The sequence below is a fragment of the Cellulosimicrobium protaetiae genome (assembly GCF_009708005.2).
Classification (GTDB): Bacteria; Actinomycetota; Actinomycetes; order Actinomycetales; family Cellulomonadaceae; genus Cellulosimicrobium; species Cellulosimicrobium protaetiae.
In genome coordinates, this window is record NZ_CP052757.1 from 3,738,246 (window position 1) to 3,763,200 (window position 24,955).

Here is a 24,955-nt window from a genome sequence, read left to right on the forward strand (position 1 = left end):
GACGCGGACGACGGCGACCGACAGCGGGCGACGTCGACCGCGGCTTCTCAGCGTACGGCTGAGCCGAACTGTACTGCTTGCAGAAAGTTGCAGCAAGAGTCAGAAACCGGTCCGGCGCCCGCCGCCTCACCGCCCCCAGACGACGGCGAACCCGGGGCCGCCCCCCACGGAACACGTCCGGTGAGGAGGGACCCCGGGTTCGACCGGGAGCGGGAGATCAGCCCGCGAGGTGCCCCCACCGTGGCGCCAGGTCGCGCCACGGCCCGACCTCGGCAACACGGCCCTCGTCGAGCACGACCACGCGGTCCGCCCGCGCGAGCGCGGCCCGCTTCGACGTCGCGCCGATGACCGTGGTCCCCCGCTCCCGGAGCGACGTCCACAGCTCGATCTCGGTCGCCGCGTCGAGCGCGCTCGAGACGTCGTCGGCGAGGAGGAGCTCGGCGTCGGTCGCGAGCGCCCGCGCGAGCGCGAGGCGCTGGACCTGCCCTCCCGACAACCGGACGCCGCGGTGGCCCACGAGCGCCTCGTGGCCGCCTGCCTCGACGACGTCGCGCTCCAGGCGCGCGGCCGCGACCGGGCCGTGGACGTCGCGCTCGTGCCCGAGCCGCACGTTGTCCGCGAACGACCCCGACAGCACGCGCGGGACCTGCGCCACGTGGGCGACCTGTCCCGGACGCAGGAACGTCTGTGCGTCGACGACGTCGGTCCCGTTCCACCGGATGTCGCCCGTGTGCTCCATGAGTCCCGAGAGGGCCGAGAGCAGGCTGGACTTGCCCGCCCCGACCTGCCCGAGCAGCAGGACGAGCTCGCCGCGGCGCACCGCGAGGTCCACGCCCTGGACGCCGATCGTGCCGTCGTCGTGCAGCGCGGTGACGTCGACCAGGTCGAGCCGCTCGAGCGGCCGACGCGGTCCCGGGTCGGGTACGGGCGCCTCCCCCGTGAGGAGGTCGACGCCGGGCGGCAGGTCCATGAGGTCCGTCCCGGCGGCGAACCGGCTCGTGGCACGCTGCCACGAACGCGTGCCGGGCGCCTCCGTCACGACCGCCCCCGCGACCACGCCGAACCAGCCGAAGCCGGTCACCGCGTTGGCGACCAGGAGCGCGGTCGCGAGGTCCCACGTCCCGGTGAGCAGCCCGGCCCAGGCCGCGACGACGCCGAGCTGGATCATGACGAGCGGGACACCGTCGAGCGCGGCCTGCACCCGGTGCTCGAAGACGGCGGCCCGCACCCGGCCCGCGTCGACGTCTCGCAGGTGCGCGTGCACCTGGGGGGTCCGCGCCGCGAGCTTGACGGTACGCGCCGAGTCGAGCGCCGAGACCAGCGCGCGCCCGAACCGGGCGCGCGCCGCCGACGACCGCGTGGCCGAGCGTCCGGCGATCGGGCGCCCGAGCGCGGACGCCGCCGCAGACACGACCATCACGGCCAGCAGCACCGCGCCCGCGAGCCACGACCCGCTGAGCAGCGCCGTGACCCCGGCGATGACGAGGCCGTTGACGAAGTCGACCCAGCGGTCCGCGTACCGGACGAAGCGGTCGGCGTCCATGGCGCGCGCGACCACCTCGCCCGGGGGCGTCGCCGTGAGACGGTGCTGGCGCGTCTGGCCCGCCATGACGGCCATGCGCACGCGCAGCAGCACCTCGATCCACCAGCGGGGGTAGACGTAGAGCGCCCACGCGAGACACAGCGGCGCGACGACGAGGAGCACGGCGAGCGGGACGAGCTGCTGCGCGGGGAAGCCGTCGTCGAGGTCCTGCACCGCGCGGCCCCAGAGGAAGCCCGTCACCGCGCCCTGCGCCGAGACGAGGCTCGCCACGAGGAACAGCACGGCGCCCACGACGCCCCACGCGGGGCGCACGAAGAGGGCGTGCAGCACGCCGCGCGCGAGGCTCGGGCCGTCGCCCGGGTCGTCGAGGACCGGGGGCTCACCCCGCCGGCGACGACCGCCGACGGCCTCCGCAGCGCGGTCCGGCTCCGGGGCGGAGCTCGGAGCCGGGGCGTCGACGCCGTCGGGTGCACCCGGACCCTCAGGGCCGCCGGCCCCGTCGAGCAGGTCCTCGCCGCCTCCGTCGGGGCGCGGGCCGCCGGCACCCGTCGCAGCCCCCTCGGCGACGCTGGCCGCCAGGAGGTCGCGGTACGGACCCGCGACGCGCGCGAGCGCCGCCCGCTCTCCCTGCTGCACGACCCGGCCGTGGTCGAGCACGGCGAGGAGCCCCGCGCGCTCGATCGTCGTGAGACGGTGCGCGACGAGCACGCCCGTGCGCCCCGCGAGCAGCCGCTCCGAGGCCGCGACGACGCGCGCCTCGGTGAGCGGGTCCATGCGCGCCGTCGCCTCGTCGAGCACGACGACCTGCACGTCGCGGACCAGCAGCCGCGCGAAGGCGACGAGCTGCTCCTCCCCTGCCGAGAGCGACGTCCCGCCCGGACCGAGCAACGTCTCGAGGCCGTCCGGGAGCCCCGCGACCCAGTCGTCGAGCCGGAGCTCGCGCACGGCGGCCTCGACGTCCTCGCGCGGCACGTCGGCGAAGAGCGCGACGTTCTCGGCGAGCGTCCCCGCGAGGATCTCGGTGCGCTGCGTCACGACGCCCACCGCGGCGCGCAGCGCCTGGAGGTCGAGGTCGCGCACGTCGACCCCGCCCACGAGCACGGTGCCGCGCGGCGGCTCGACCGCGCGCGACAGCAGCGACGCCAGGGTCGACTTGCCCGACCCCGTCCGCCCGACGAGCGCGACCGTCTCGCCCGCGGGCACCCGCAGGCTCACGCCGTCGAGCGCGAACGTGCCCTCGGCGTAGGAGAAGTGGAGGTCGCGCAGCTCGATCCCGACCGGCCCGGCGGGCAGCGTGCGCCCGCCCGTCGGCTCGGGCTCGACCGCGAGCATCTGCCGGATGCGCGTGAGCGCCCCGATGCCCTCCTGGATGTCCGGGAGGTGGTGGACCAGGTTGTCCACCTGCCCGACGAACATCGCCGTCACGAGGAACAGGGTGACGAGACGGTCGACGCCGAGGTCGCCGTCCGCGGCGAGCGCGGCGCCCGCGACGGCGACGCCGGCGAGCAGCGACGCGAGCACGAGGCCCGCTCGCCGGAGCATGCGCGACTCGACGACGAGCACGGCCTCGAACTTCCGGTGCACGGCGGCCGAGCGCTCGGCGAGGCGCCGCACCGCGAACGACTGGCCGAGGCTCGTGCGCAGGTCGTCGCGCGCGGCGACCGACTCCTCGAACGCCGCGGCGTGGTCCGTCCAGGCCGCCTCCTCGATCACCTTGCGGCGCGCGATCTCCCCGAGCATGGGCCGCACGATCACGGCGGCCAGGGCGCCGAGCACCGGGAAAAGGATCCAGGCGGGCCACCACGTGAGGCCTGCGACGACCCACATCGGCAGGACGCCGACGACGGTGCGCCCCGCGCCCCAGAGCTGACGGCGCACGAGCGTGCCCACCGCGTGCGTGTCGTCGTCGACACGGTCGAGCACCTCGCCGACCGCCTGCTCCGTGAGCGTGGCGAGCGGCTGGTGCAGGGCCGCCGTGAGCAGGTCGCCGCGCAGTCGGCCCTCGGCCCGGTCCACGACCCCGGCCCACACGACCTGGCCCGCCGTGTCGAGCAGGGCGGCACCGACGACGCACAGCGCGAGGAGCTGGAGCGTCGCCGTCGTCGGGTCGTCCGCGAGCCAGCCCGCGATGACGGTCCCGAGCGCGGCACCGACCGCACCGAGCGTGAGCGCGGCGAGCGCGACGACGGCCAGCGGCCCGCGCAGCCGCCGCCAGTCCAAGCGACGGGCGGGGTCGACGGGTGCGCGCGACGCACCCGCCGCCGGGGTGGGGTTCGGGGTGGCCGGGGGGTTCGGGGGCTGCTCGGTCGGCAGGGTGGCGTCGATCATGGCCCGACGACCCTACGGCGCCGCACCACCGCGGGCGCAGCGATTTTCCGCCCGGTCACCCGCCCCCGAACGCCCCGCACCGACGCTCCCGTCCGGCCCCCGGAGCGTCCCCGGTCCCGCGGTCCGGACCGTGCCTCGGACCGCGCGACCGGAGCCAGGCTCAGACGAGCCCGAGCTGCTCCACCGCCTGCCGCTCCTCCTGGAGCTCCGCGACCGACGCGTCGACGCGCCCGCGCGAGAACTCCGACAGCTCGACGCCCTGGACGATCTCCCACGCCCCACCGCGGGACACCACCGGGAACGACGAGATGAGGCCCGTCGGGACCCCGTACGACCCGTCGGACACGACGCCCGCGCTCGTCCAGTCGCCCTCGGGCGTGCCGAGGACCCAGTCGCGCACGTGGTCGATCGCCGCGTTCGCCGCTGACGCCGCCGACGACGCCCCCCGCGCGTCGATGATCGCCGCCCCACGCTTCGCGACCGTCGGGATGAACGTCGCCTCGAGCCACTCACGGTCCTCGGCGAGCCGCGCACCCGGGGTCCCTGCGACGTCCGCCTGGAAGACGTCCGGGTACTGCGTCGCCGAGTGGTTGCCCCAGATCGTCACCTTGCGCACCTCCGACACCGGCACGCCCGCCTTCTTGGCCACCTGCGTCAGCGCGCGGTTGTGGTCCAGGCGCGTCATCGCGGTGAACCGGTCCTTCGGCACGTCCGGCGCGTTCGACGCCGCGATGAGCGCGTTCGTGTTGGCCGGGTTCCCGACGACCAGGACGCGGACGTCGTCCGCCGCGCCCGCGTTGATCGCCTGACCCTGCGGCTTGAAGATCCCGCCGTTGGCCTCCAGCAGGTCACCACGCTCCATGCCCGGGCCTCGCGGGCGCGCGCCCACGAGCAGCGCGACGTTCGTCCCCTCGAACGCCGCGGTCGGGTCGTCGGAGATGTCGATGCCCGCGAGCAGCGGGAAGGCGCAGTCGTCGAGCTCCATCGCGGTGCCCTCCGCTGCCTTGACGCCCTGCGGGATCTCCAGGAGGCGCAGGCGCACGGGGGTGTCGGGGCCGAGCATCTGGCCCGACGCGATCCGGAAGAGCAGTGCGTAGCCGATCTGACCGGCAGCGCCGGTCACCGTCACGTTCACGGGGGAAGTCATGCGCTCACTCTCCCACAGCGGGAACCGCTCGGAAGCCCGACGACGTCCGGAAGACGACGACGGCGACGCCCCTGCGAAGAGGGGCGCCGCCGTCGGGCAGGTCTGACCGGAACTCAGGCCAGGCGCGCCTTGAGGTTCTCGTCGAGCGCGGCGAGGAAGTCCTCGGTCGTCAGCCACTCCTGGTCCGGGCCGACGAGGAGCGCGAGGTCCTTCGTCATCTGGCCGGCCTCGACGGTCTTGATGACGACGTCCTCGAGGGTCTGCGCGAACTCGGTGACCTCGGGCGTGCCGTCCAGCTTGCCGCGGTGCATGAGGCCACGGGTCCAGGCGAAGATCGACGCGATGGGGTTGGTCGACGTCGGCTTGCCCTGCTGGTGCTGGCGGTAGTGGCGCGTGACGGTGCCGTGCGCGGCCTCGGCCTCGACGGTCTGGCCGTCGGGGGTCATGAGGACGGACGTCATGAGGCCGAGCGAGCCGAAGCCCTGCGCGACGGTGTCGGACTGGACGTCGCCGTCGTAGTTCTTGCAGGCCCAGACGTAGCCGCCCTCCCACTTCATGGCCGAGGCGACCATGTCGTCGATGAGGCGGTGCTCGTAGGTGAGGCCCTTCGCGGCGAACGCCTCGGCGAACTCGGCGTCGAACACCTCCTGGAAGAGGTCCTTGAACTGGCCGTCGTAGGCCTTGAGGATCGTGTTCTTCGTGGAGAGGTACACGGGGTACTCGCGCTGGAGGCCGTACGCGAACGAGGCGCGCGCGAAGTCGCGGATCGACTCGTTGAAGTTGTACATGCCCATCGCGACGCCGCCCTCCTCGGGCATGGTCACGACCTCGAACTTCTGCGGCTCGGAGCCGTCGGCCGGCTCGAACGTCATCGTGATCTTGCCCGGGCCGGGGACCTTGAAGTTCGTCGACTTGTACTGGTCGCCGTGGGCGTGACGGCCGATGATGATCGGCTTGTTCCAGCCGGGCACGAGGCGCGGGATGTTGGAGATGATGATCGGCTCGCGGAAGACGACGCCGCCGAGGATGTTGCGGATCGTCCCGTTCGGGGAGACCCACATCTTCTTCAGCCCGAACTCCTCGACGCGCGCCTCGTCGGGCGTGATCGTCGCGCACTTGACGCCCACGTTGTACTGCTTGATCGCGTTGGCGGCGTCGATCGTGACCTGGTCGTCCGTCGCGTCGCGGTTCTGGATCGACAGGTCGTAGTACTTGAGGTCCACGTCGAGGTACGGGTGGATGAGGCGGTCCTTGATGAACTGCCAGATGATGCGCGTCATCTCGTCGCCGTCGAGCTCGACGACCGGGTTGACGACCTTGATCTTGCCCATGCGCAGATCGCTCCAACTGTCGGGGACTGGTGCCCCCGGGAGTCGGACGGCGGCCGGCGGCCCCTCGGGCCCGGTCCGTCGCACACAGGGGCGTTGCTGACCGCGGTCCAGGGTACTCGACTTCTCGACGTCAAGATACTTTCCCGGGCCTGCGTGGATCGCCCGCATCGTGAGACGGAGCGTCCGTTCTCAGGCGGGGCACCGCCGATCTCCACGCTTCTCCCGGGTGGTGGTGGCAAGATGCCCCCAGATGCCGGAATGGCCGGGCACTCGGTCAAGGCATCGTGCCGTCGTCCCGACCGCCCCCGGTGCCGCACCGTGGCGGCCGGGGCGGGACCGCCCGAAGTACCCACCGAACCAGACAGGATGATCATGTCCCAGGACACCACCGCTCCCGGCGCACCGGAGGGCACCGTCGACGACACGCGGCCCGTGCCGACCGAGGCCGTCGCCGTCGTCCAGCCCAGCCTCCTCGCGCGCCTCGGCGCCGAGGTCTTCGGCACGTTCTTCCTCGTCCTCGCGATCGTGGGTGTGGCGCTCTACGCGTTCGTCAGCCAGCAGAACGCCCTCGCCGTCGGTCTCGCCGGCGGCATCGCCGTGATCGCGGGCGCCGCTGCCGTGGGCAACGTGTCGGGCGGCCACTTCAACCCGGCCGTGACGCTCGGTGCCGCGGTCGGCGGACGGACCGCGTGGCGCGACGTCCTGCCCTACTGGGTCGCCCAGCTCGTCGGTGCGCTCCTCGCCGGCCTCGTCCTCATGTCCACCGTCCCGACGTCGCTCCCCGCCCTCGTCGGGCAGGAGACCCGGAACGGCATGTTCGTGGCGACCGCCAACGGGTACGGGAGCTTCTCCTCGCTCTCGACCGCGTCGCAGGGCGGCACCGAGTTCGGCCTCCTCGCCGCGCTGCTCATCGAGACGATCGTGACGGCCGTGTTCGTCGGCGTGATCCTCGGCGTCACCGACAAGCGCGCGAGCGTCCAGTACGCGCCGGTCGTCATCGGCTTCACGCTCACCGCGCTCATCCTCGTCGCCGCGCCGATCACCAACGCGTCGCTCAACCCGGCCCGCTCGATGGCCTCGGCGGTCTTCGCCGGCGACGGCGACCTGTGGAAGCAGCAGTGGGTCTTCTGGGTCGCGCCGCTGCTCGGCGCCGCGATCGCCGGCCTGTTCTACCGCGCGTTCGCGTTCGCGCCGAAGCAGGACGACCTCCTCGGTGAGGACCAGGTCGTCTCGCTGACCGGGGCCGAGGCCCCGGCGTACTCCGCCGCGGCCGGCGCCGTCGGTGCGGGCGCCGTCGGTGCGGGTGCCGTCGCGGCCGTCGTCGAGGAGGAGGTCGTCGTCACGGACGAGAACGGCGACGTCGTCGCGGTCGAGGAGGTCGTCGAGGTCGTCGAGGTGGACGAGCCCGAGGCACCCGCGGCGGACGACGCCACCGGCACGGACGAGGCTCCCAAGGCCTGACGCCCCACGCCCGGCGGGCCCGGACCGCGACCGCGGTCCGGGCCCGCCGTCGTCTACCGCGAGATCAGATCTCGCCCTGGTCGAGGCTCAGTGCGAGGAACGCCATGACGGCGGCGGGTGCGAGGAAGAAGAAGACGTCGAGCCCGCGCGAGCGGACGGTGATCCCGACGGGGCCGGGGCCGGGGATGACGGCGCGGCACACGCCGGCCACGGCGAGCAGCGCGGCGAGAGTGAAGCAGCCGGCGCGCGCACCGACGAGCACCGCGACGAGCGTCGAGACCGCGACGCCCGCGAGCACGAGCCACATCGCCGGCTGGCGCGCCGGGGCGAGGCTCGCGGGTGGTTCGGGGACCGGGGGCTGTGCCTCGTCGTCGGGCCGCGCCCCTGCGGAGGGCTCACCGTCTCCCGGCTCGTCGTCGACGTGGTGCCACGTCGGCACGAGCGTCGTCGGCGGCCGGTGCCGCGTCCCTCCGTCCGCGGTGACGTCGGTCACGCTGCTGCACCTTCCACGTCCGGAAGCCTACCGTCGTGGCCTAGCGTGACGTGCATGTCGTCCGCCGAGCCGCCGGTCCTCCCACCGCCCCCCGCGCACCGCGCCGCTCCTCCCACGGGCGTCCCGGGTCCGCCCGCGTCGGTGGTCGTCGTCGGCGCGGGGCTCGCCGGCGCGCAGACGGTAGGCGCGCTCCGCCGTCGGGGCTACGCCGGTCGGGTCACGGTCCTCGGCGCCGAGGGAGTTCCTCCCTACGACCGGCCGCCGTTGTCGAAGGAGCTCCTGAGCCGCCCGAGCCCCGCATGGCTCGCCGACGACCTGGGCGTGGACGTCGAGGACCTGGCGGACGAGGTCCGCCTCCAGGACCCGGCCGTGCAGCTGGTGCGACGCCGGGCGTCCGATGGTGGCGCGTGGGAGGTCACGACCGCGTCGGGCGACCGCCTGACCGCCGACTCCGTCGTGCTCGCGGTCGGGTCCGCGCCGGTCCGGCCCGACGGCTGGGAACAGGCCACGCTCCTGCACACCGCGCAGGACGCCGCGGCCCTGCGCGCAGCGCTGCACCCGGGGCTTCGCCTCGTGATCGTCGGCGCCGGATGGATCGGGGCCGAGCTGGCCGGCGTCGCCGTCCGCGCGGGTGCGCACGTCACGGTCCTCGAGGCCGCGGACGCACCGTTGCGCCGCCAGCTCGGACCGGTCGTCGGCGCGCACCTCTCGCCGTGGTACGCGGCCGTCGGCGCCGAGCTCGTGACCGGCGTCGCGGTCGCGCAGGTGCGGCCGGACGGCGTCCGGCTCGCCGACGGTCGCGAGCTGTCGGCCGACCTCGTGCTCGCCGCCGTGGGCGCCCGCCCCGCGACGGACTGGCTCGACGGCGCGGTCCCGCGCGACCCGCGCGGCAGCATCCCCGTGGACACCACCGGCGCGGTACCGGGCCTGGACGGGCTCTGGGCCGTGGGCGACTGCGCGACGCGCGAGCACCCGCTGCTCGGCGCAGTCCCCGGCGGTCACTGGTCCGCCGCGCTCCACGACCCCGACGCGACGGTCGCCGCGCTGCTCGGCGACGACGAGGTCGGAACGGGCCACGCGCCCTACGTGTTCTCCCAGCAGCTCGGGCACGACCTCGCCCTGTTCGGCGTGCCCGCCGAGGGCGACATCGTGCTGTTCCGCGGCGACCCGACGGGCGGCGCGACCGGCCACGACGGCTGGGCCGCGTTCTACCTCGCCCCGGGCGCGCACTCCGGCTCCACCTCGGGCGACGGCACGACGGCGGACGGCAGCCCGGCTGCGGACGGCGGCCCCGAGCACCGGTCCATCGAGGTCCGGGCGGTCCTGCTCGTCGACTCGCCACGCGACGTCGGCCCGGTCCGCAAGGCGATGAACCGCACCGGCCGTCTCCGCGTCAACCTCGACGCCGCGCTCGACCCGACCCGCCGCCTCCGCGACGCCCTGGCCTGAGCCCGCCGCGAGGCCGGTTGACCGCGGTGAACCGGTCGCAGGGCCAGCCGACCCCGTGACGAGCCGGGCACGAGGCGGGCCGACCCCGTGGCGAGCCGGTCACGAAGCCAGCCGACCCGTGGCGAGCCGGTCACGAAGCCAGCCGACCCGTGGCGAGCCGGTCACGAAGCCAGCCGACCCGTGGCGACCCGGTCACGAAGCCAGCCGACCCCGTGACGAACCGGTCGCGATGCGAGCCGGTCACGAGGCGAGCCGAGAGCGCGGGCCGAGGGACGGGGCTGCGCGCGGTCGTGGCGGGCCTGGCGGGAGCGCTGAGGAACGAGGCGCGGATGGTAGACCGCGCGCAGCCCCGTCCCTCGGCCCGCCCCGACCAGACCAGACCGGAATCTGACCGGGATTCCCGGTCAGTGCGCGAAGTGGCGCGTCCCCGTGAAGTACATCGTCACGCCCGCCGCCTGCGCCGCCTCGATCACCTCGGCGTCGCGGATCGACCCGCCCGGCGCGACGACGGCACGCACGCCCGCGTCGAGGAGGATCTGCAGGCCGTCGGCGAAGGGGAAGAACGCGTCGGACGCCGCGACGGCGCCGCGCGCCCGCTCCTGCCCGTCGGCGAGGGTGTTGGCGCGCTCGACCGCGAGGCGGCACGAGTCCACGCGGTTGACCTGTCCCATCCCGACGCCGACGGCGGCGCCGTCGTGCGCGAGGAGGATCGCGTTGGACTTCGCGGCACGGATCGCGCGCCACGCGAACGCGAGGTCGGCGAGCGTCGCGTCGTCGGCGGCCTCGCCGGTGACGAGGTTCCAGTGCTGCGGGTCGTCGCCGCCCGTGACCTGGCCCTCGGTGTCCGTCACGACGGCGTCGACCCGGTCCACGCTCTGCACGAGCAGCCCGCCGCTGATCGGCCGTGTCTCGACGGCCGCCGCGGGCGGGGCGTCGACGACGAGGAGGCGGATGTTCTTCTTCGCCCGGAGGATCTCCAGCGCCTCGGGCTCGAAGCCGGGCGCCACGACGACCTCGGTGAACACGGGCGCGATCTGCTCGGCGGCAGCCTTGGTGACGACGCCGTTGGCCGCGATGACGCCGCCGTAGGCCGAGACGGGGTCGGTCGCGTGGGCCCGGGCGTGGGCGTCGGCGACGTCGGTGCCGACCGCGATGCCGCACGGGTTCGCGTGCTTGATGATCGCCACGGCCGGCGCGGTGTGGTCGTGCGCGGCGCGCCACGCGGCGTCGGCGTCGACGTAGTTGTTGTAGCTCATGGCCTTGCCGTGGAGCTGCGTGGCCTGGGCGAGGCCGTTCCGGCCGTCGCCGTTCGTGTACAGCGCGGCGCGCTGGTGCGGGTTCTCGCCGTAGCGCAGTACGTCGGCGCGGTCCCACGTCGCACCGATCCAGGCCGGGAAGCCCGTGCTCACGGTCTCGCCGTCGGCCGGGACCGCGTCCGTGGGCGCCACGACGTTCCCCATCCAGGACGCGACCGCGACGTCGTACGTCGCGGTGTGCACGAACGCGGCGGCCGCGAGCGCCTTGCGCTGCGCGTAGGTGAAACCGCCCGCCTGCACGGCCGCCACGACGTCGTCGTACCGGGCCGGGTCGACGACGACGGCGACGCTCGGGTGGTTCTTCGCGGCCGCGCGGACCATCGAGGGCCCGCCGATGTCGATCTGCTCGACGACCTCGTCCGGCCCCGCACCCGACGCGACGGTCGCGGCGAACGGGTAGAGGTTGACGACGACGAGCTCGAACGGCGCGATGCCGAGCTCGTCGAGCTGCGCGAGGTGGTCGGCCTTGCGCGAGTCCGCGAGGATCCCGGCGTGCACGCGCGGGTGGAGCGTCTTGACCCGGCCCTCGAGGCACTCGGGGAACCCGGTGAGGTCCTCGACCTTCGTCACGGGGACGCCCGCACCCGCGATCGTCGACGCGGTGGAGCCGGTGGAGACGAGCTCGACGCCCGCGGCGTGGAGCGCGGTGGCGAGCTCGACGAGGCCGGTCTTGTCGTAGACGCTCAGGAGCGCGCGCCGCACGGGACGCTGCGCGTCGTCGGCGAGCTGGACGTCGGGGGCGGCAGGCACGTGCGGGGCCGGGTGGGACATGACGAGGGGCTCCTCTGGGTCGCGGTCGCGGTCCGGCGGCGTGCCGGTACCGTGTGGCTGAACCCAGGCGCCCAGGCGGTCGACGCACCAGCAGGTTGGTCCGGTCGCTCCCCGGTGGTCGTTCCCACCCTCGCCAGTCGCGGCCGTCGCCCAGTCTACCGGTCCGCCCCGGACGGCCCGGGCTCGTCCGCCGCGATGCCCGACGCGGCGAGGGCGGCGGCGTCGTCGGCCCAGGTGTCGGGCGTGCCGACCCGCCAGAGGGACCGGACCGTGCTGAGGACCGCGACCGTGACGACGAGGAGCCCCGCGAGCACCGCGAGCGCGGACCCGAGCCCGAACCGGTCGAGGAGACCGCTGCCGACGAGCGGGACGAGAGGTCCCGCGGCGAGACCGGTGAGCCCGAGCACGGACGACAGCCTGCCCTGGAGCTGCGGCGGGGTGACCGCCGCGGCGTAGCCCGAGAGGCCCGCGTTCACCGCAGGGACGAGCAGGAGCGCGAGCGGCAGCACCACGAGGTAGGCGGCGTACGACTCCAGCACCGCCATGACGACGGCCCCTGCCGCGAGCACCCCGAGGGCCGCGACGACGAGCGCACCCGCGCGGACCCGGGCGACGAGCCGGGGCGCGAGGACCGCGCCGACGAGCACGCCCACGCCGACCGCGAGGTCGACGAGCCCGATGAGGACGGGCGCCGTGCCGGTGCGCACCAGCTCGAGGTTGATCCCGACCATGAGCCCGCCGAACGCGACGTTGATGACGACGAACAGGCCGAGCAGCGCGCGGAACAACGGCACGGACCACACGAACCGGAGCCCCTCGCGCAGCGCCTCCGCGGGGCGGGTCGCGCGCGCCGCGGCGACGTCGCCGTTGAGCGGCTCGCGCACGAACCAGGTGCAGACGGCGGTGGCGAGGTGCCCGATCGCTGCCCCGGCGAGCGGGACGGCGTGCGCGACGGCGTACAGCACCCCGCCGAGGGGCCCCGCGAGGAGGCTCGCGACGGCGTCCCGTCCCTGCACGGCCGCGAGCGCCGTCGGCAGCTGGGGCACGGGAACGACCGAGCGGAAGGCTCCGCTCGTGGCCGGGTCGACGAGGGCCCCCACCACCGAGGCGCCGAAGAGCACGGCCGCGAGGTGCCAGGCGGTGAGCGACCCGAGTCCTGCGGCGAGCGCGACGGTCGCCCACAGCGCCGCGCCGACGCTCGCGGACACGACGATGAGCCGACGCCGGTCGACCCGGTCCGCGACGACGCCGGCCGGGAGCGTCGCGAGGAGCGCCCCGAGCTGGCCGACGGCCGCGACCACGCCCGCCTGCACGACCGACCCCGTGATCCCGTAGGCGACGAGCGGCACGGCGAAGAGTGCGACGCCCGCCCCGAGCGACTCCGCGGTCATCCCCGTCATGAGCAGCATGTACGACCGGTTGCGCAGGAGCGACGGCGGGACCGCACCGCCGGGGGCGGCACCCGGCATGACGGCGTCCGGCACGACGGCGGCGGGCGTGGCGGGGTCTGCGGCCGTCGACGACGGGCCGGTGGGCGGGTGGTCCTCGACCGAGGCGGCAGGCGGGTTCGTCATGGCACGAACCTAGGTGCGCAACTCCTGTTGCGCAATAGGTGTTGCGCACTTTCTTCTGCGCACCACCGCGTGCACGGCCCCGGGCGTTGCTAGCCTCGGCCTGTGCTCGAGACCTTCCGCGTCCAGGACCCCGCGGCGCTGCGGGCGATCGCGCACCCGCTGCGCCAACGCATCCTCGTGGAGCTCGCCGTGCTCGGGCACGCGCGCGCCGCCGACCTCGCCCAGGCGACCGGAGAGCCCGCGAACTCCGTGAGCTTCCACCTCCGGGTGCTCGCCAAGGCCGGGATGATCGTCGAGGCGCCCGAGCACGCGCGCGACCGCCGCGACCGGGTGTGGAAGAACGTGGCCGAGAGCTACGCCGTGGAGCCCGGGACGCCCGACGCCGTGCGCCACGTGGTGCGCCCCGCCCTGGCCTGGGCGGAGGAGACGTTCCGGCGCGGCAGCGCGACCGGGGCTCGGGACGACCGGATCCTCGCCCTCAGCACGCTCGTGCTCACGGCCGAGCAGGCCGCGACGATGTCCCGCGAGCTCGCGGAGCTGCTCGAGCGCTGGACCGCGCGCTCGCTCGAGGAGGGGCGCGCCGCGCCCCAGGAGCGTCGCGAGACCTACCAGGCCCTCGCCGTGCTCGCGCCCCGCGACCTCCCCCCGGCGGACGACGCCCGGGTGGGCGAGGGCACGACGGCACCACGTCCCACGGCTCCGCGCCGCGCGGAGTCGACGTCGGAGTCGGAGTCGGAGTCGGAGTCCTAGCCCAGCAGCGCCCGGCGGCCCTCGACGCGCAGCCCCTCGCGCGCGACCCGGCCGACCGTCTCGACGAGCAGCGCGCGCTCCGCGACCTTGATGCGCTCGTGGAGCGACGACTCGTCGTCGCCGTCCTCGACCGGCACCGCGACCTGGGCGATGATCGGCCCGGTGTCGACCCCGTCGTCGACCACGTGGACCGTGCACCCCGTGACGCGCACGCCGTAGGCGAGCGCGTCCCGCACGCCGTGGGCGCCCGGGAAGGACGGCAGGAGCGCGGGGTGCGTGTTGATCGTGCGCCCCGCGAAGCGCCCGACGAACGCCGGGCCGAGGATGCGCATGAAGCCTGCGAGGACCACGAGGTCGGGCCGGAAGACGTCGACCGCCTGCGCGACCGCCTCGTTCCACGCGGCCCGGTCGTCGAAGTCGCCCGGGGCCACGACGACGGCGGCGATCCCGGCCTCGCGGGCGAGGTCGAGGCCGCCGGCGTCCGCCTTGTCCGACACGACGCCGACGACGCGTGCGCCGTACGCGGCGTCGTCGTGCGCGGCGAGGATCGCGGCGAGGTTGGAGCCGGCGCCCGAGACGAGGACGACGACACGGGCGGCGGAGGTGGACTCGACGGGGTGGCCGGACGGCGTCTGCACGGTGCTCCTGCGGGGTTCGGGGGTGGCCCGGGTGCGGGCTCGGTGGCTGCGGCGTGGTGCCGCGATGAGCTTCTGCGGCACCTCGGCGGGACGGGGCGGACGCCCTCCCGGGCACCCGGTCTCCGATGGGAGAATGTACCGCGAGCCGCCCGACCGACCGAGGAGCTGCCCGTGGGCAACCCGTACGCACCGCCCCGTCCCGACGCGCCGCAGCAGCCCCGACCCGAGCCGCAGCAGCCGCCGCAGGAGGGCGCGCGTCCGGACGCGCCGGTCCCGCCCCCGCCGGACGTCCCCCCGTCGGGCACGACCCCGCCCCCGGGACCGCCCGGGACCGGGTGGCCCGCGCCCCTCGTCACCGACCCGCAGGCCGACCGCCGCCCGGCCCCGAACGAGCCGCCCGAGCCCGACCCGGAGCTCGCGCGGGCCGCGACGCGGCGGGTGCTCCACTTCGGGCTCCTGCTGCTCGCCGTGATCGTCGTGAGCACCATGCCGTTCCCGTGGCAGGCCGTGAGCCTCGCGCTCGCCGTCGGGGCGATCGTCGTGGGCATCCGGGCGCTGCTCGCCGTCTGGCGCGCACGCGTGCGCGGTGCGCTCGTCCCCGCACTGGGCATCGGCGTGGGCCTCTCGGCGATGCTCGCGCTGCAGATGGTCTCGACGCTCGTCACGTGGGACGTCGCGCTGGCGCACCAGCAGTGCCTCGACGGCGCGATCACGGTCTCCGCGGAGAAGCGCTGCGACGTCGAGCGGACGCAGGCGCTCGAGGAGACGTTCGCCCGGTGGTTCCCCACGCCGGCCCCCGCGTCGTCCTGACCCGTCCGACGCCGCGCGGCACCCGGTGAGACTCCGTCACCCGCTCGTGACATCGAGTCTCTAAGGTGTGCCCATGACGACCGCGACCGTGTCCCCCCGGCCCGGCGCCGACGAGCGCCTCGCCCGGCTCATCCGGATCCCGACGGTGTCCGCCGAGCTGGAGCAGCGCGGGCTCGCGCCCTTCGACGAGCTCGTCGACCTCCTGAGCGAGCTGTACCCCCTCGTCCACGAGCACCTCGAGCGCGAGCGCATCACCGACCTCGGGCTGCTCTACCGCTGGCGGGGGCGATCCGACGAGGCACCGGTCGTGCTCATGGCGCACTACGACGTCGTCCCGGTCGACGAGAGCGACGACTGGACCTACCCACCCTTCGAGGGGCGCGTCGCCGACGGCTGGGTGCACGGGCGCGGTGCGCTCGACGACAAGGGGCCGCTCGTCGTCGTGCTCGAGGCGGTCGAGAACCTGCTCGCGGCGGGCTTCACGCCCGCGCGCGACGTCTACCTGTCGTTCGGGGGCAACGAGGAGTCGCACGGCGCGGCCGCCGCCGCGATCGCGGCGACGCTGCACGAGCGGGGCGTGATCCCATGGCTCGTGCTCGACGAGGGCGGGGCGGTCACGGACTCCCCGCTCCCCCTCGTCCCCGGGAGCGCCGCGATGATCGGCGTCGGCGAGAAGGGCGTGCTCACGCTGCGCCTCACCGCGCGCGGCGAGGGCGGCCACGCCTCCGCCCCGCCCACGACGACAGCGGTCCGGCGGGTCGCGCGCGCCGTCGAGCGCCTCGGTCCGCGCACCTTCCCCGCGCGCACGCCCGTCGCGATCTCGCGCATGCTCCGCCTGTTCTCCGACCGCGCGACCGGACCGGCCCGCACCGCGCTGCGCGCCCTGGCCGCCGCCCCTCCCGTGTCGGCGCAGACCTTCGCCGCGATGGGCGGCGAGGCCGCCGCGATCGTCCGCACGACCGTCGCGCCCACGATGCTCTCCGGCGGCACGGCCGCGAACGTGCTGCCGTCGCAGGCGTCCGCGACCGTCAACCTGCGGATCGCGCTCGGCGAGACCGTCGCGGGCACCGTCGAGCGCGTGCGTCGGCGCGTGGACGACCCGCAGGTCGAGATCGAGGTCGTCGAGGGCAGCGAGCCCTCGCCCGAGTCCCCCGTCGACGACGAGCGGTTCGCCCTCCTCGCCGCGTGCGTCGGCGTCTCGCACCCCGACGCGCTGCCCGCCCCGTACATCACGATGCAGGCGACCGACGCGCGGCACTTCCACCGGTTCGCGCCCGCGGTCTACCGGTTCGCGCCGCTCGCGATGTCCGCCGAGCTGCGCGCGACCATCCACGGCGTCGACGAGCGCGTCGAGGTCGCCGAGCTCGAGCGGGGCGAGCGGTTCCACCGGGCCCTCCTCGAGCGGCTACCCTGACGCTCCCCCACCTCCGGGGCGCGCGACGACGCGCGCCTCCCCACGCAGAAGGAGCAGCGATGGCTCGCTCGCTCACCGGGCGCCTCGCGGGTTCTACCCTCGCCGGCGTCGTCGGGTTCCTCGCCTTCGTCGAGCTGACGAGCGGCGTCCTCCAGGGCTACTACACGCCGATGCTCACGGACATCGCGCGGCACCTCGGCGTGCACGACGCCGACGTGAACTGGCTCGAGGGCTCCCAACTCATGCTGTCGGCCCTCGTCGTGCCCGCGCTGGCGAAGCTCGGCGACATGGTCGGGCACCGCCGCATCCTCCTGTGGTCGACTGCGGTCACCGCGGCCGCGTCGCTCGTCCTGCCGTTCACGGACTCGTTCGCGGTGTTCCTCGTCGCGTGGGCCGTGCAGGGGTTCTACGTCGTGTGGCTGCCGCTGGAGATCGCGCTCGTGTGGTCGCGCGCGCGGCGCCTGGCGAACCCGGCCGCCGTCACCGCGCGGGCCGCGGGCATCCTCGTCGCGGCGCTCGAGACCGGCGCGATCCTCGGCGCGCTCGCGGGCGGTGCGCTGGTCGACGCGCTGCCGCTGCGGGTCGTCCTCCTGGTGCCCACGCTGCTCGTGGTGGTGTGCTTCGTCGTCGTGCTCCTGGGGGTGAAGGAGTCGCCCGACCCTGCGGGCGGGCGCTTCGACACCGTCGGCCTCGTGCTCGTCTCGCTCGCGCTCCTCGCGCTCACGGGCGGCCTCAGCCTGCTGCGCCTCGAGGGAGTGGTCGCGTTCGCGCCGTGGGCGCTCGTGGTGCTCGGCGTCGCGCTGCTGTGGCCGTTCGCCCGGTGGGAGCTGCGCCAGGACGACCCGCTCGTCGACGTGCGCATGTTCCGCTCCCCCACGCTCGGCCCGGTGTTCCTCACGGCCGGCCTGTTCGGCGTCTCCGTGCTCGGCGCCCAGGCACCGCTGTCCACGTTCGCCCGCACCGACCCCGCCGAGCACGGGTACGGGCTCGGCACGACCGGCTTCCAGACGTCCCTCCTCATCGGCGTCTACCTGGTCGGCATGATCGTCGGCGCGCTCTCCTACCCCCGCGTCGCCCGCCGCGCGACGCCGCGCCTCACCCTGGTCGGTGCGTCCACCCTCGTGGGCGTGGGCTTCCTGCTCTTCCTGCCGTTCCACGGGACGTACGCGAACGTGCTCACCAACATGGTCGTCGTCGGACTCGGCTCCGGCGCGCTCGTCGCCGCGCTGCCTGCCGCAGCGGCCGCCGCCGCACCCCCGACGCTCACCGGCGTCGCGACCGGCCTCACGAACTCCGTCAAGACCGTCGGCGGGGCGATCGCGTCGTGCGTCTTCGGCATCGCGCTCGCCGGTGCCGCGCTCCAGGGCGGCGCGACCGAGAGCACGGCAGGATCGTTCGGCGGGTACGTCACCGTCTGGGTCGTGTGCGGCACGACGGCGCTCGTCGCCGCCGTCCTCCTCCTCGCCGTCGTCCCGCGCCAGGCCTTCACCGACCCCGCCGCCACGGCCCCCACCGAGGGCACCCCCACGGTCCCCACCCCGACCGCCTGACACCCGCCGAGACAGAACCCTCGTTCGGCCGAAGGAGAACCTGGTCGCGCGAGATAGAACCCTGGTCGGCCGAAGTAGAACCGCGGTCACGCGAGGTAGAACGCTGGTTCTTGTGCTCGACGGCGTGTGGTTGCGTTGGGTGGTCGGGGTGGGTGGTGGTGCCGCGTCTACCATCCGCCGCTCGTTCCTCGCGGCTCCCGCCAGGCCCAGCCACGACGCGGCACCACCACCCACCCCGACCTGCTCCGTCGCGCCCTCGGCGTCGCTCACCCGGGCGACCGCCCGCGGTGTCGGTCGTGCGATCCAGGTCGCCGTCGCCGCATCCGGAATCGGCACGACACCTGGCCCCACCGCCCCGGACCGTGTCCCGCACCGCCGCACCGCCGCGCCGCAGCTGGGGATCGTGGGTGGCGTCGCGGTCGCGACGCGACCTGGTCGTCGCGACTTCGCGCCGAGTCGTCGCGCCATCACGCCGAACAGGTGGTCTGGGTTCGTCCTGTCTGCCTGACGAGCCACGGTCGCCTGTTCGGCCTGCCACGATCGCCTGGTCGGCCGCCGCCGTGCCATGGCGGGATGACGGCCGAGCGGTGGGGGTGGGCTCGGATGCGAAGGGGCGTCAGAGCGGCGCTCCTCAGACCCACGGCCGAGGGACCGGGGTGATGGCGCCGCAGCCCCGAGCACCGAGGCCGCCCCCACCGCGGACCCGACCCCGCGGGTCCGAGACCCGACCAGGGTTCTACCTCGGCAGACCAGAGTTCTACCTCGCGCGACCACGGTTCTGCCTCGCGCGACCAGAGTTCTACCTCGGCGGTCGGGCCTCGTCGTCGAGGGGGTCGGCGTGGCGGCGGCCCAGGACGTCGAGCCGTGCCCAGAGGATCGCGAGCGCGGCACCGCCGCCGATCTCGGCCGCGGCGAGCGCGCCGACGACGAGCGCGTCGGCTCCGACGACCTCGAGCCGCCCGGGCCCGACCGCTCCGCCGGCGAGCCAGCTCACGAGCCCGACGAGCAGCCCCGCGCCCACCGCGACCCCGGCGACGGCGAGGCCGACGTCGAGCCACCGGACGTCGTCGTCCGGGTGCGTGCGGGTCACGTCGCGCAGGCGGCGCCACACGAACGTCCCTGCCACGACGCCGAACGCGACGACGACGGCCGGCACCCAGGGGGTCAGGGAGTTGGTCCAGTCGTCGCCGGGCAGGGCACCGAGCATCGGGATCGCCGGCAGGGCGCCGGGCTCCGAGCCGGTCGGGGCGAACGCGCTGCCCTCGCCGACGGCGAACCCGGGACCGACGAGCCACGCCCCCGCCCAGGCCACGAGGTTCGGGAGGACGGCGAGCTGCGCGAGCGCGAGGACGATCCCGCCGACGGTCCCGGGGACGAGGCCCGCGACGATGTCGCCCGACGTCGCGCGCCCGGCGACGAGCCAGGCCCCGACGACGACCGCGGAGGCGCCCGCCAGCAGGCTCGTGCCCAGCAGGCCGCCGCGCAGGCCCAGCCGCACCGACGGCGGGAGCCACCGGTCGAGCCGCTGTGTGAGGTCGCCGACGAACGGCGCGTCCGGCCGCGCGAGGATCCCGGCCCCGAGGCCGAGACCGCCGACGACGGCGCCCCCGACGACGGCGACGCCGAGGCCCCACAGGGGGGTCGACCCGGCGAGCAGGGCGACGCCCAGCGTCGCGAGCGCGTAGGTCACGGTGCCCGCGACCCACGCGGACGTCGTCGTGTGCGCGGAGCGGCGCGCGGACGCGAAGCAGCAGAACAGCGCGAGCGCGGTGAGCCCGAGCGGGACGAGCGTGACGGTCGTGCCGCTCGCGACGAGGGGGACCCCGTGGCCGAGGAGCCAGAAGCCCGCCGCGATCGTCACGGACTGTCCCCACCCACCGCCCTCTGACGTCCCCGTCGAGGACGCGAGGAAGGCCACGACCCCGGGCAGCACGACGACCGCGAGGGAGAGCGCGAGCGCCTGGAGCGCGGCGAGCACGCCCGACGGTCCGCGCCGGACCACGACCGGTGCGGGGGCCGGGCTGCCGTCCACGGTGCGCGTGCGCGCACCACGCGTCGTGCTGGTGGTGCTCATGGTGCCCATCGTCGTCGATCGAGTGGTCGGTACGTGGCATTCGCCCCGGCGCGCCAGCCTACCCGCGCCTACGATCGGTCCATGACGACGTCGCCCGCCCCGACCGCGTTCGTGCTCGGGGGTGGCGGGGTGCGCGGTGCGGTCCAGATCGGCATGCTGCGAGCCCTCCTGGAGCGGGGCATCGCGCCGGACCTCGTCGTCGGCACGTCGATCGGCGCGATCAACGGGGCGGCCCTCGCCGCTGACCCGACGCTCGCCGTCGTCCCCCGTCTCGAGTCCGCCTGGTCCTCACCCGCCGCGGCGCAGGTCTACGGCGAGGCCTGGTACCGGCAGGTGCGCCGCCTCGCGACGACACGCACCCACCTCGCCAGCCCGGCGCCTCTGCGCGCGCTCCTGCGCCAGGTGCTGGGCGCGCGCGCGACGTTCGCCGACCTCGACGTGCCGCTCGTCGTCGCCGCGGCGTCGATCGAGCGAGCGGCGGAGCGCTGGTTCAGCGAGGGCCCGCTCGTGGACGCCGTGCTCGCGTCGGCGTCCGTCCCCGGCGCGCTCCCGCCGACGCGCATCGGGGACGAGCACTACGTCGACGGCGGGGTGGTCTCCTCCATCCCGCTGGGCGAGGCGGTACGACGCGGCGCGCGCACGGTCTGGGTGCTCCAGGTCGGGCGGATCGAGGAGCCGCTACGACCCCCGCGGACCGCGGTCGAGGTCGCGAAGGTGACGTTCGAGATCGCCCGGCGGCACCGATTCGCCCGCGAGCTCGCCGAGGTGCCCGACGACGTGACCGTCCACGTCCTGCCCAGCGGCGGGCCGCTGCCCGGTGACGACCGGCTCTCCTCGTCGCGCCGCCTCGACACGACCCGTGCCCGCGCGTCGTCGTCGTACGCCGCGTCCCGCCGCTACCTGGAGGACCTGGGGGGCGACGCGTGAACGTCGCTCCCCCACCACGGTGGGTCCGCCGGCTGCTCCTCGCGCCGGCCGTCGTCGTCCTGGCGGTGCTGCTCGTCCCGACGAGCCTCATGCTCGTGCTCCTCGTAGGCGGGATCGTGAGCTGGGCGCTGCCCGGGAGGCTCCGGGCGCCGCGCGTGCTGTGGCTGGTGAGCTTCTACGTCGTGTGGGACGCCGTCGCGCTGGTCGCGCTGTTCGGGCTCTGGGTGGGGTCGGGGTTCGGGTGGGCGCTGGACCGTCCGGGCTTCCGGCGCGCGCACGTCCGGCTCGCGGGCGCGATGCTGTCGGTGCTGTTCTGGCAGGTGCGCTGGACGCTCCGGCTGCAGATCGACGCCGACCTGAGCGAGGCGGGCGGTCTGGACGGCGCCCCGATGCTCGTCGTGAGCCGGCACGCGGGGCCCGGGGACTCGTTCGTCCTCATGGACCGGATCCTCAACACGGCGCGGCGCGAGCCCCGGGTCGTGCTCAAGGACACGCTGCAGTGGGACCCGGCGATCGACGTGCTGCTGCACCGGATCCCGTCGTACTTCGTCGTGCCGCGCTCGCGCCGGCGGCCGGGGGCGCCCACCGGCACCGAGGCCGTGACCGCGCTCGCGACCGGTCTCGCGCCGGACTCCGCGGTGCTGCTGTTCCCCGAGGGCGGGAACGTCACCCCGCGGCGGCGTGACGCGCGCATCGCCGCCCTCCGGGCCGCGGGCGAGGACGACCTCGCCGAGCTCGCCGTCACGATGCCGCACGTCATGGCGCCGCACGTGGGCGGCTTCCTCGCCGCGCTCGACGCGACCCCGACGACGGGCGTCGCGGTCGTGGCGCACACGGGTCTCGAGCGCCTGGTCGCCCCGCGGGACATCTGGCGCGAGCTGCCGATGGACAAGCGCCTGACGCTCAAGGTGTGGTCCACGCCCCGCGCGGACCTGCCGAGCGGCGACGAGGAGCGTGCCGCGTGGCTCTACGCCCAGTGGGTCCGGCTCGACGCGTGGCTCGCCGCCGCCGGCGCTCCCACCGCGTCGCCGGCGCGGCCCGGGCGACGCGGACCCACCCCCTGAGGGGTGCACGCACGACGCCCCGCGGCCGGAGGTCCGGCCGCGGGGCGTCGTCGGTGCTCGAGGCACCGTGGTCGTGCACCCTGGGTCAGGCGAGGACCTCGCGCAGCAGCGCGGCGGTCTCGGACGGCGTCTTGCCGACCTTGACGCCGACGGCCTCGAGGGCCTCCTTCTTGGCCTGCGCGGTGCCCGCGGAGCCGGAGACGATCGCGCCGGCGTGGCCCATCGTCTTGCCCTCGGGGGCGGTGAAGCCCGCGACGTAGCCGACGACCGGCTTCGTGACGTGGTCCTTGATGTAGGCCGCCGCACGCTCCTCGGCGTCGCCGCCGATCTCGCCGATCATGACGATGGCCTTGGTCTCGGGGTCGTTCTCGAACGCCTCGAGCGCGTCGATGTGCGTGGTGCCGACGATCGGGTCGCCGCCGATGCCGATGGCGGTCGAGAACCCGAGGTCCTTGAGCTCGTACATCATCTGGTAGGTCAGCGTGCCCGACTTCGACACGAGACCGACCGGGCCCTTGCCCGTGATGGTGTGCGGGGTGATGCCGGCGAGCGACTCGCCCGGCGTGATGATGCCGGGGCAGTTCGGGCCGATCATGCGCGTCTTCTTGCCCTGGAGGTAGGCCCAGACCTCGGCCGTGTCCTGGACGGGCACGCCCTCGGTGATGACGACGATGAGCGGCATCTCGGCGTCGATCGCCTCGATCGCGGCGTCCTTGGTGAACGCCGGCGGGACGAACAGGACGGACACGTTCGCGCCCGTCTCGGCCATGGCCTCGGCCACGGTCCCGAACACGGGGAGCGTGACGTCGTTGCCCTCGTGGTCCTTGTGCGTGACGGTCGTCCCGGCCTTGCGGGCGTTGACGCCGCCGACGATCTGCGCGCCCGAGTCGAGCATGAGGGCGGTGTGCTTGGCACCCATCCCGCCGGTGATGCCCTGGACGATGATCTTGGAGTCGGAGTTCAGGTAGATCGACATGGTGTTCTCTGTCTCAGCTTTCCGCGTCTTCGGGCGATCAGGCGTTGGCCAGCTCGGCAGCCTTGTCGGCGCCGCCGTCCATGGTCTCGGCGAGCGTCACGAGCGGGTGGTTCGCCTCGCGCAGGATCGCGCGGCCGAGGTCCACGTTGTTGCCGTCGAGGCGCACGACGAGCGGCTTGGAGGCCTCGTCGCCGAGGATCTCGAGCGCGCCGACGATGCCCTTGGCGACCTCGTCGCACGCGGTGATGCCGCCGAAGACGTTGACGAACACCGACTTGACCTGCGGGTCGTTGAGGATGACGTCGAGGCCGTTCGCCATGACCTGCGCGTTGGCGCCGCCGCCGATGTCGAGGAAGTTGGCCGGCTTCACGCCGCCGTGCGCCTCACCGGCGTACGCGACGACGTCGAGCGTGCTCATGACGAGCCCCGCCCCGTTGCCGATGATGCCGACCTCGCCGTCGAGCTTGACGTAGTTGAGGCCGTTCGCCTTGGCCTTGGCCTCGAGCGGGTCGGTCGACTCCTTGTCCTCCAGCGCCTCGTGGTCCGGGTGACGGACCTCCGACGCGTTGTCGTCGAGCGTGACCTTGCCGTCGAGCGCGATGATCGACCCGTCCTCGGTGCGGACGAGCGGGTTCACCTCGACGAGCGTCGCGTCCTCCGCCGTGAAGACGGTCCAGAGCTTCCGGATGACCGCCGCGACCGGGGCCTTGAGCTCCTCGGCGAAGCCCGCGGTGTCGACGATCTCCTGCGCCTTGGCCTCGTCGATCCCCACGATCGGGTCGACGGCGACCTTGGCGAGCGCCTCGGGGCGCTCGACCGCGAGCTGCTCGATCTCCATGCCGCCCTCGACGGAGCACATCGCGAGGTAGTTGCGGTTCGACCGGTCCAGCAGCACCGAGAAGTAGAACTCCTCGGCGATCTTGGCGCCCTGGGCGACCATGACGCGGTGGACCGTGTGGCCCTTGATGTCCATGCCGAGGATCTCGGACGCCTTCTCGGCGGTCTCCTCGGGCGAGTGGGCGAGCTTGACGCCGCCGGCCTTGCCGCGGCCGCCGGTCTTCACCTGGGCCTTGACGACGACGGTCCCGCCGCCGAGCTTCTCTGCGCCTGCGCGAGCCTCGTCGGGCGTCGTCGCGACGACCCCGCCCAGCACGGGCACGCCGTGCTTCTCGAAGATGTCACGCGCCTGGTATTCGAACAGGTCCACCCTGCTGCGTCCTTCCGTCTGATGCGCCGTGTGCGGCATGACCGATGTCTCGACATCAAGACATCCCCGTACAGGGTAGCCCGGGAAGGCGGGGGCTCCTATCGCTCGGTGGCACCCGACGGCGGCCGCCGC

General features: G+C 74.6%; 18 protein-coding genes and 1 riboswitch. Of the genes, 8 read left to right on the forward strand and 10 right to left on the reverse strand.

The features are described from left to right. Positions 1–217 precede the first annotated feature (217 nt). The 3 genes from FIC82_RS16085 to FIC82_RS16095 form a co-directional block, all read right to left on the reverse strand. The gene (locus FIC82_RS16085) at positions 218–3,871 is read right to left on the reverse strand and encodes an ATP-binding cassette domain-containing protein (RefSeq protein ID WP_154799175.1); all 3,654 of its coding nucleotides are present in this window, start codon (positions 3,869–3,871) and stop codon (positions 218–220) included. Between the two features lie 160 nt (positions 3,872–4,031). Further along, entirely contained in the window at positions 4,032–5,018 is a 987-nt protein-coding gene (locus tag FIC82_RS16090) for a malate dehydrogenase (RefSeq protein ID WP_154799176.1), read from the reverse strand. Between the two features lie 113 nt (positions 5,019–5,131). After that, on the reverse strand, positions 5,132–6,349 hold the full coding sequence (locus FIC82_RS16095) for an NADP-dependent isocitrate dehydrogenase (protein WP_154799177.1): 1,218 nt from the start codon (positions 6,347–6,349) through the stop codon (positions 5,132–5,134). A gap of 372 nt (positions 6,350–6,721) precedes the next feature. Between FIC82_RS16095 and FIC82_RS16100 the strand changes: the two genes are divergently transcribed. After that, the gene (locus tag FIC82_RS16100; RefSeq protein WP_253691228.1) at positions 6,722–7,810 is read left to right on the forward strand and encodes an MIP/aquaporin family protein; all 1,089 of its coding nucleotides are present in this window, start codon (positions 6,722–6,724) and stop codon (positions 7,808–7,810) included. A 64-nt stretch (positions 7,811–7,874) separates the two neighbouring features. Here FIC82_RS16100 and FIC82_RS16105 read toward each other — a convergent pair whose 3' ends face one another. Next, complete coding sequence (locus FIC82_RS16105; RefSeq protein ID WP_154799179.1) at positions 7,875–8,303, reverse strand: DUF3017 domain-containing protein; 429 nt, start codon at positions 8,301–8,303, stop codon at positions 7,875–7,877. 54 nt (positions 8,304–8,357) lie between these two features. Here FIC82_RS16105 and FIC82_RS16110 point away from each other — a divergent pair, with 54 nt between their 5' ends. After that, positions 8,358–9,752 carry an NAD(P)/FAD-dependent oxidoreductase gene (locus FIC82_RS16110; RefSeq protein ID WP_154799180.1) on the forward strand — a complete coding sequence of 465 codons (1,395 nt, stop codon included), beginning with the start codon at positions 8,358–8,360 and terminating at the stop codon, positions 9,750–9,752. Positions 9,753–10,156: 404 nt separating this feature from the next. Here FIC82_RS16110 and purH read toward each other — a convergent pair whose 3' ends face one another. Together purH and FIC82_RS16120 are read right to left on the reverse strand one after the other, a co-directional pair. After that, positions 10,157–11,839, reverse strand: a complete 1,683-nt coding sequence (gene purH, locus FIC82_RS16115) for a bifunctional phosphoribosylaminoimidazolecarboxamide formyltransferase/IMP cyclohydrolase (protein ID WP_154799181.1) — start codon at positions 11,837–11,839, stop codon at positions 10,157–10,159. 62 nt (positions 11,840–11,901) lie between these two features. Continuing rightward, a riboswitch (ZMP/ZTP riboswitch) is annotated at positions 11,902–11,990 on the reverse strand. A 4-nt stretch (positions 11,991–11,994) separates the two neighbouring features. Continuing rightward, entirely contained in the window at positions 11,995–13,413 is a 1,419-nt protein-coding gene (locus FIC82_RS16120) for an MFS transporter (protein WP_154799182.1), read from the reverse strand. A 102-nt stretch (positions 13,414–13,515) separates the two neighbouring features. On the opposite strand from FIC82_RS16120, the gene FIC82_RS16125 reads away from it, so the two are divergent. Beyond that, positions 13,516–14,163 carry an ArsR/SmtB family transcription factor gene (locus tag FIC82_RS16125; RefSeq protein ID WP_154799183.1) on the forward strand — a complete coding sequence of 216 codons (648 nt, stop codon included), beginning with the start codon at positions 13,516–13,518 and terminating at the stop codon, positions 14,161–14,163. On the opposite strand, the gene purN is transcribed toward FIC82_RS16125, so the two are convergent. Then, positions 14,160–14,801: a phosphoribosylglycinamide formyltransferase gene (gene purN / locus FIC82_RS16130; RefSeq protein ID WP_047233091.1), complete on the reverse strand. Its 642-nt coding sequence runs from the start codon at positions 14,799–14,801 to the stop codon at positions 14,160–14,162. The genes FIC82_RS16125 and purN overlap by 4 nt on opposite strands. Before the next feature lie 171 nt (positions 14,802–14,972). On the opposite strand from purN, the gene FIC82_RS16135 reads away from it, so the two are divergent. The 3 genes from FIC82_RS16135 to FIC82_RS16145 all read left to right on the forward strand — a co-directional run bounded on the left by FIC82_RS16135 (position 14,973) and on the right by FIC82_RS16145 (position 18,575). Continuing rightward, positions 14,973–15,611, forward strand: coding sequence for a hypothetical protein (locus FIC82_RS16135; protein WP_168731997.1), 639 nt, complete (start codon positions 14,973–14,975; stop codon positions 15,609–15,611). Between the two features lie 73 nt (positions 15,612–15,684). After that, positions 15,685–17,025, forward strand: a complete 1,341-nt coding sequence (locus FIC82_RS16140; RefSeq protein ID WP_154799185.1) for a M20/M25/M40 family metallo-hydrolase — start codon at positions 15,685–15,687, stop codon at positions 17,023–17,025. A 59-nt stretch (positions 17,026–17,084) separates the two neighbouring features. Beyond that, positions 17,085–18,575, forward strand: coding sequence for an MFS transporter (locus tag FIC82_RS16145; protein ID WP_154799186.1), 1,491 nt, complete (start codon positions 17,085–17,087; stop codon positions 18,573–18,575). A gap of 799 nt (positions 18,576–19,374) precedes the next feature. Here the strand turns inward: FIC82_RS16145 and FIC82_RS16150 are convergent. Further along, positions 19,375–20,649, reverse strand: coding sequence for a cell division protein PerM (locus FIC82_RS16150; RefSeq protein WP_154799187.1), 1,275 nt, complete (start codon positions 20,647–20,649; stop codon positions 19,375–19,377). Positions 20,650–20,730: 81 nt separating this feature from the next. On the opposite strand from FIC82_RS16150, the gene FIC82_RS16155 reads away from it, so the two are divergent. Both FIC82_RS16155 and FIC82_RS16160 read left to right on the forward strand, forming a co-directional pair. Next, the gene (locus tag FIC82_RS16155) at positions 20,731–21,576 is read left to right on the forward strand and encodes a patatin-like phospholipase family protein (protein ID WP_154799188.1); all 846 of its coding nucleotides are present in this window, start codon (positions 20,731–20,733) and stop codon (positions 21,574–21,576) included. Beyond that, positions 21,573–22,640, forward strand: a complete 1,068-nt coding sequence (locus tag FIC82_RS16160; RefSeq protein WP_253691229.1) for a 1-acyl-sn-glycerol-3-phosphate acyltransferase — start codon at positions 21,573–21,575, stop codon at positions 22,638–22,640. The genes FIC82_RS16155 and FIC82_RS16160 overlap by 4 nt, the downstream gene beginning before the upstream one ends. An 85-nt stretch (positions 22,641–22,725) precedes the next feature. Here the strand turns inward: FIC82_RS16160 and sucD are convergent, their stop codons facing one another. Beyond that, the gene (sucD, locus tag FIC82_RS16165; RefSeq protein WP_154799189.1) at positions 22,726–23,616 is read right to left on the reverse strand and encodes a succinate--CoA ligase subunit alpha; all 891 of its coding nucleotides are present in this window, start codon (positions 23,614–23,616) and stop codon (positions 22,726–22,728) included. Positions 23,617–23,653: 37 nt separating this feature from the next. Further along, positions 23,654–24,823: an ADP-forming succinate--CoA ligase subunit beta gene (sucC, locus tag FIC82_RS16170; RefSeq protein WP_168731998.1), complete on the reverse strand. Its 1,170-nt coding sequence runs from the start codon at positions 24,821–24,823 to the stop codon at positions 23,654–23,656. Between the last annotated feature and the right edge of the window lie 132 nt (positions 24,824–24,955).

Excerpts from the sequence above, each read along its gene's own strand:
- FIC82_RS16085 (WP_154799175.1), bottom strand. The coding sequence starts at position 3,871 with ATGATCGACGCCACCCTGCCGACCGAGCAGCCCCCGAACCCCCCGGCC.
- FIC82_RS16090 (WP_154799176.1), bottom strand. The coding sequence starts at position 5,018 with ATGACTTCCCCCGTGAACGTGACGGTGACCGGCGCTGCCGGTCAGATC.
- FIC82_RS16095 (WP_154799177.1), bottom strand. The coding sequence starts at position 6,349 with ATGGGCAAGATCAAGGTCGTCAACCCGGTCGTCGAGCTCGACGGCGAC.
- FIC82_RS16100 (WP_253691228.1), top strand. The coding sequence starts at position 6,722 with ATGTCCCAGGACACCACCGCTCCCGGCGCACCGGAGGGCACCGTCGAC.
- FIC82_RS16110 (WP_154799180.1), top strand. The coding sequence starts at position 8,358 with ATGTCGTCCGCCGAGCCGCCGGTCCTCCCACCGCCCCCCGCGCACCGC.
- purH (WP_154799181.1), bottom strand. The coding sequence starts at position 11,839 with ATGTCCCACCCGGCCCCGCACGTGCCTGCCGCCCCCGACGTCCAGCTC.
- FIC82_RS16120 (WP_154799182.1), bottom strand. The coding sequence starts at position 13,413 with ATGACGAACCCGCCTGCCGCCTCGGTCGAGGACCACCCGCCCACCGGC.
- FIC82_RS16140 (WP_154799185.1), top strand. The coding sequence starts at position 15,685 with ATGACGACCGCGACCGTGTCCCCCCGGCCCGGCGCCGACGAGCGCCTC.
- FIC82_RS16145 (WP_154799186.1), top strand. The coding sequence starts at position 17,085 with ATGGCTCGCTCGCTCACCGGGCGCCTCGCGGGTTCTACCCTCGCCGGC.
- FIC82_RS16150 (WP_154799187.1), bottom strand. The coding sequence starts at position 20,649 with ATGAGCACCACCAGCACGACGCGTGGTGCGCGCACGCGCACCGTGGAC.
- FIC82_RS16155 (WP_154799188.1), top strand. The coding sequence starts at position 20,731 with ATGACGACGTCGCCCGCCCCGACCGCGTTCGTGCTCGGGGGTGGCGGG.
- sucD (WP_154799189.1), bottom strand. The coding sequence starts at position 23,616 with ATGTCGATCTACCTGAACTCCGACTCCAAGATCATCGTCCAGGGCATC.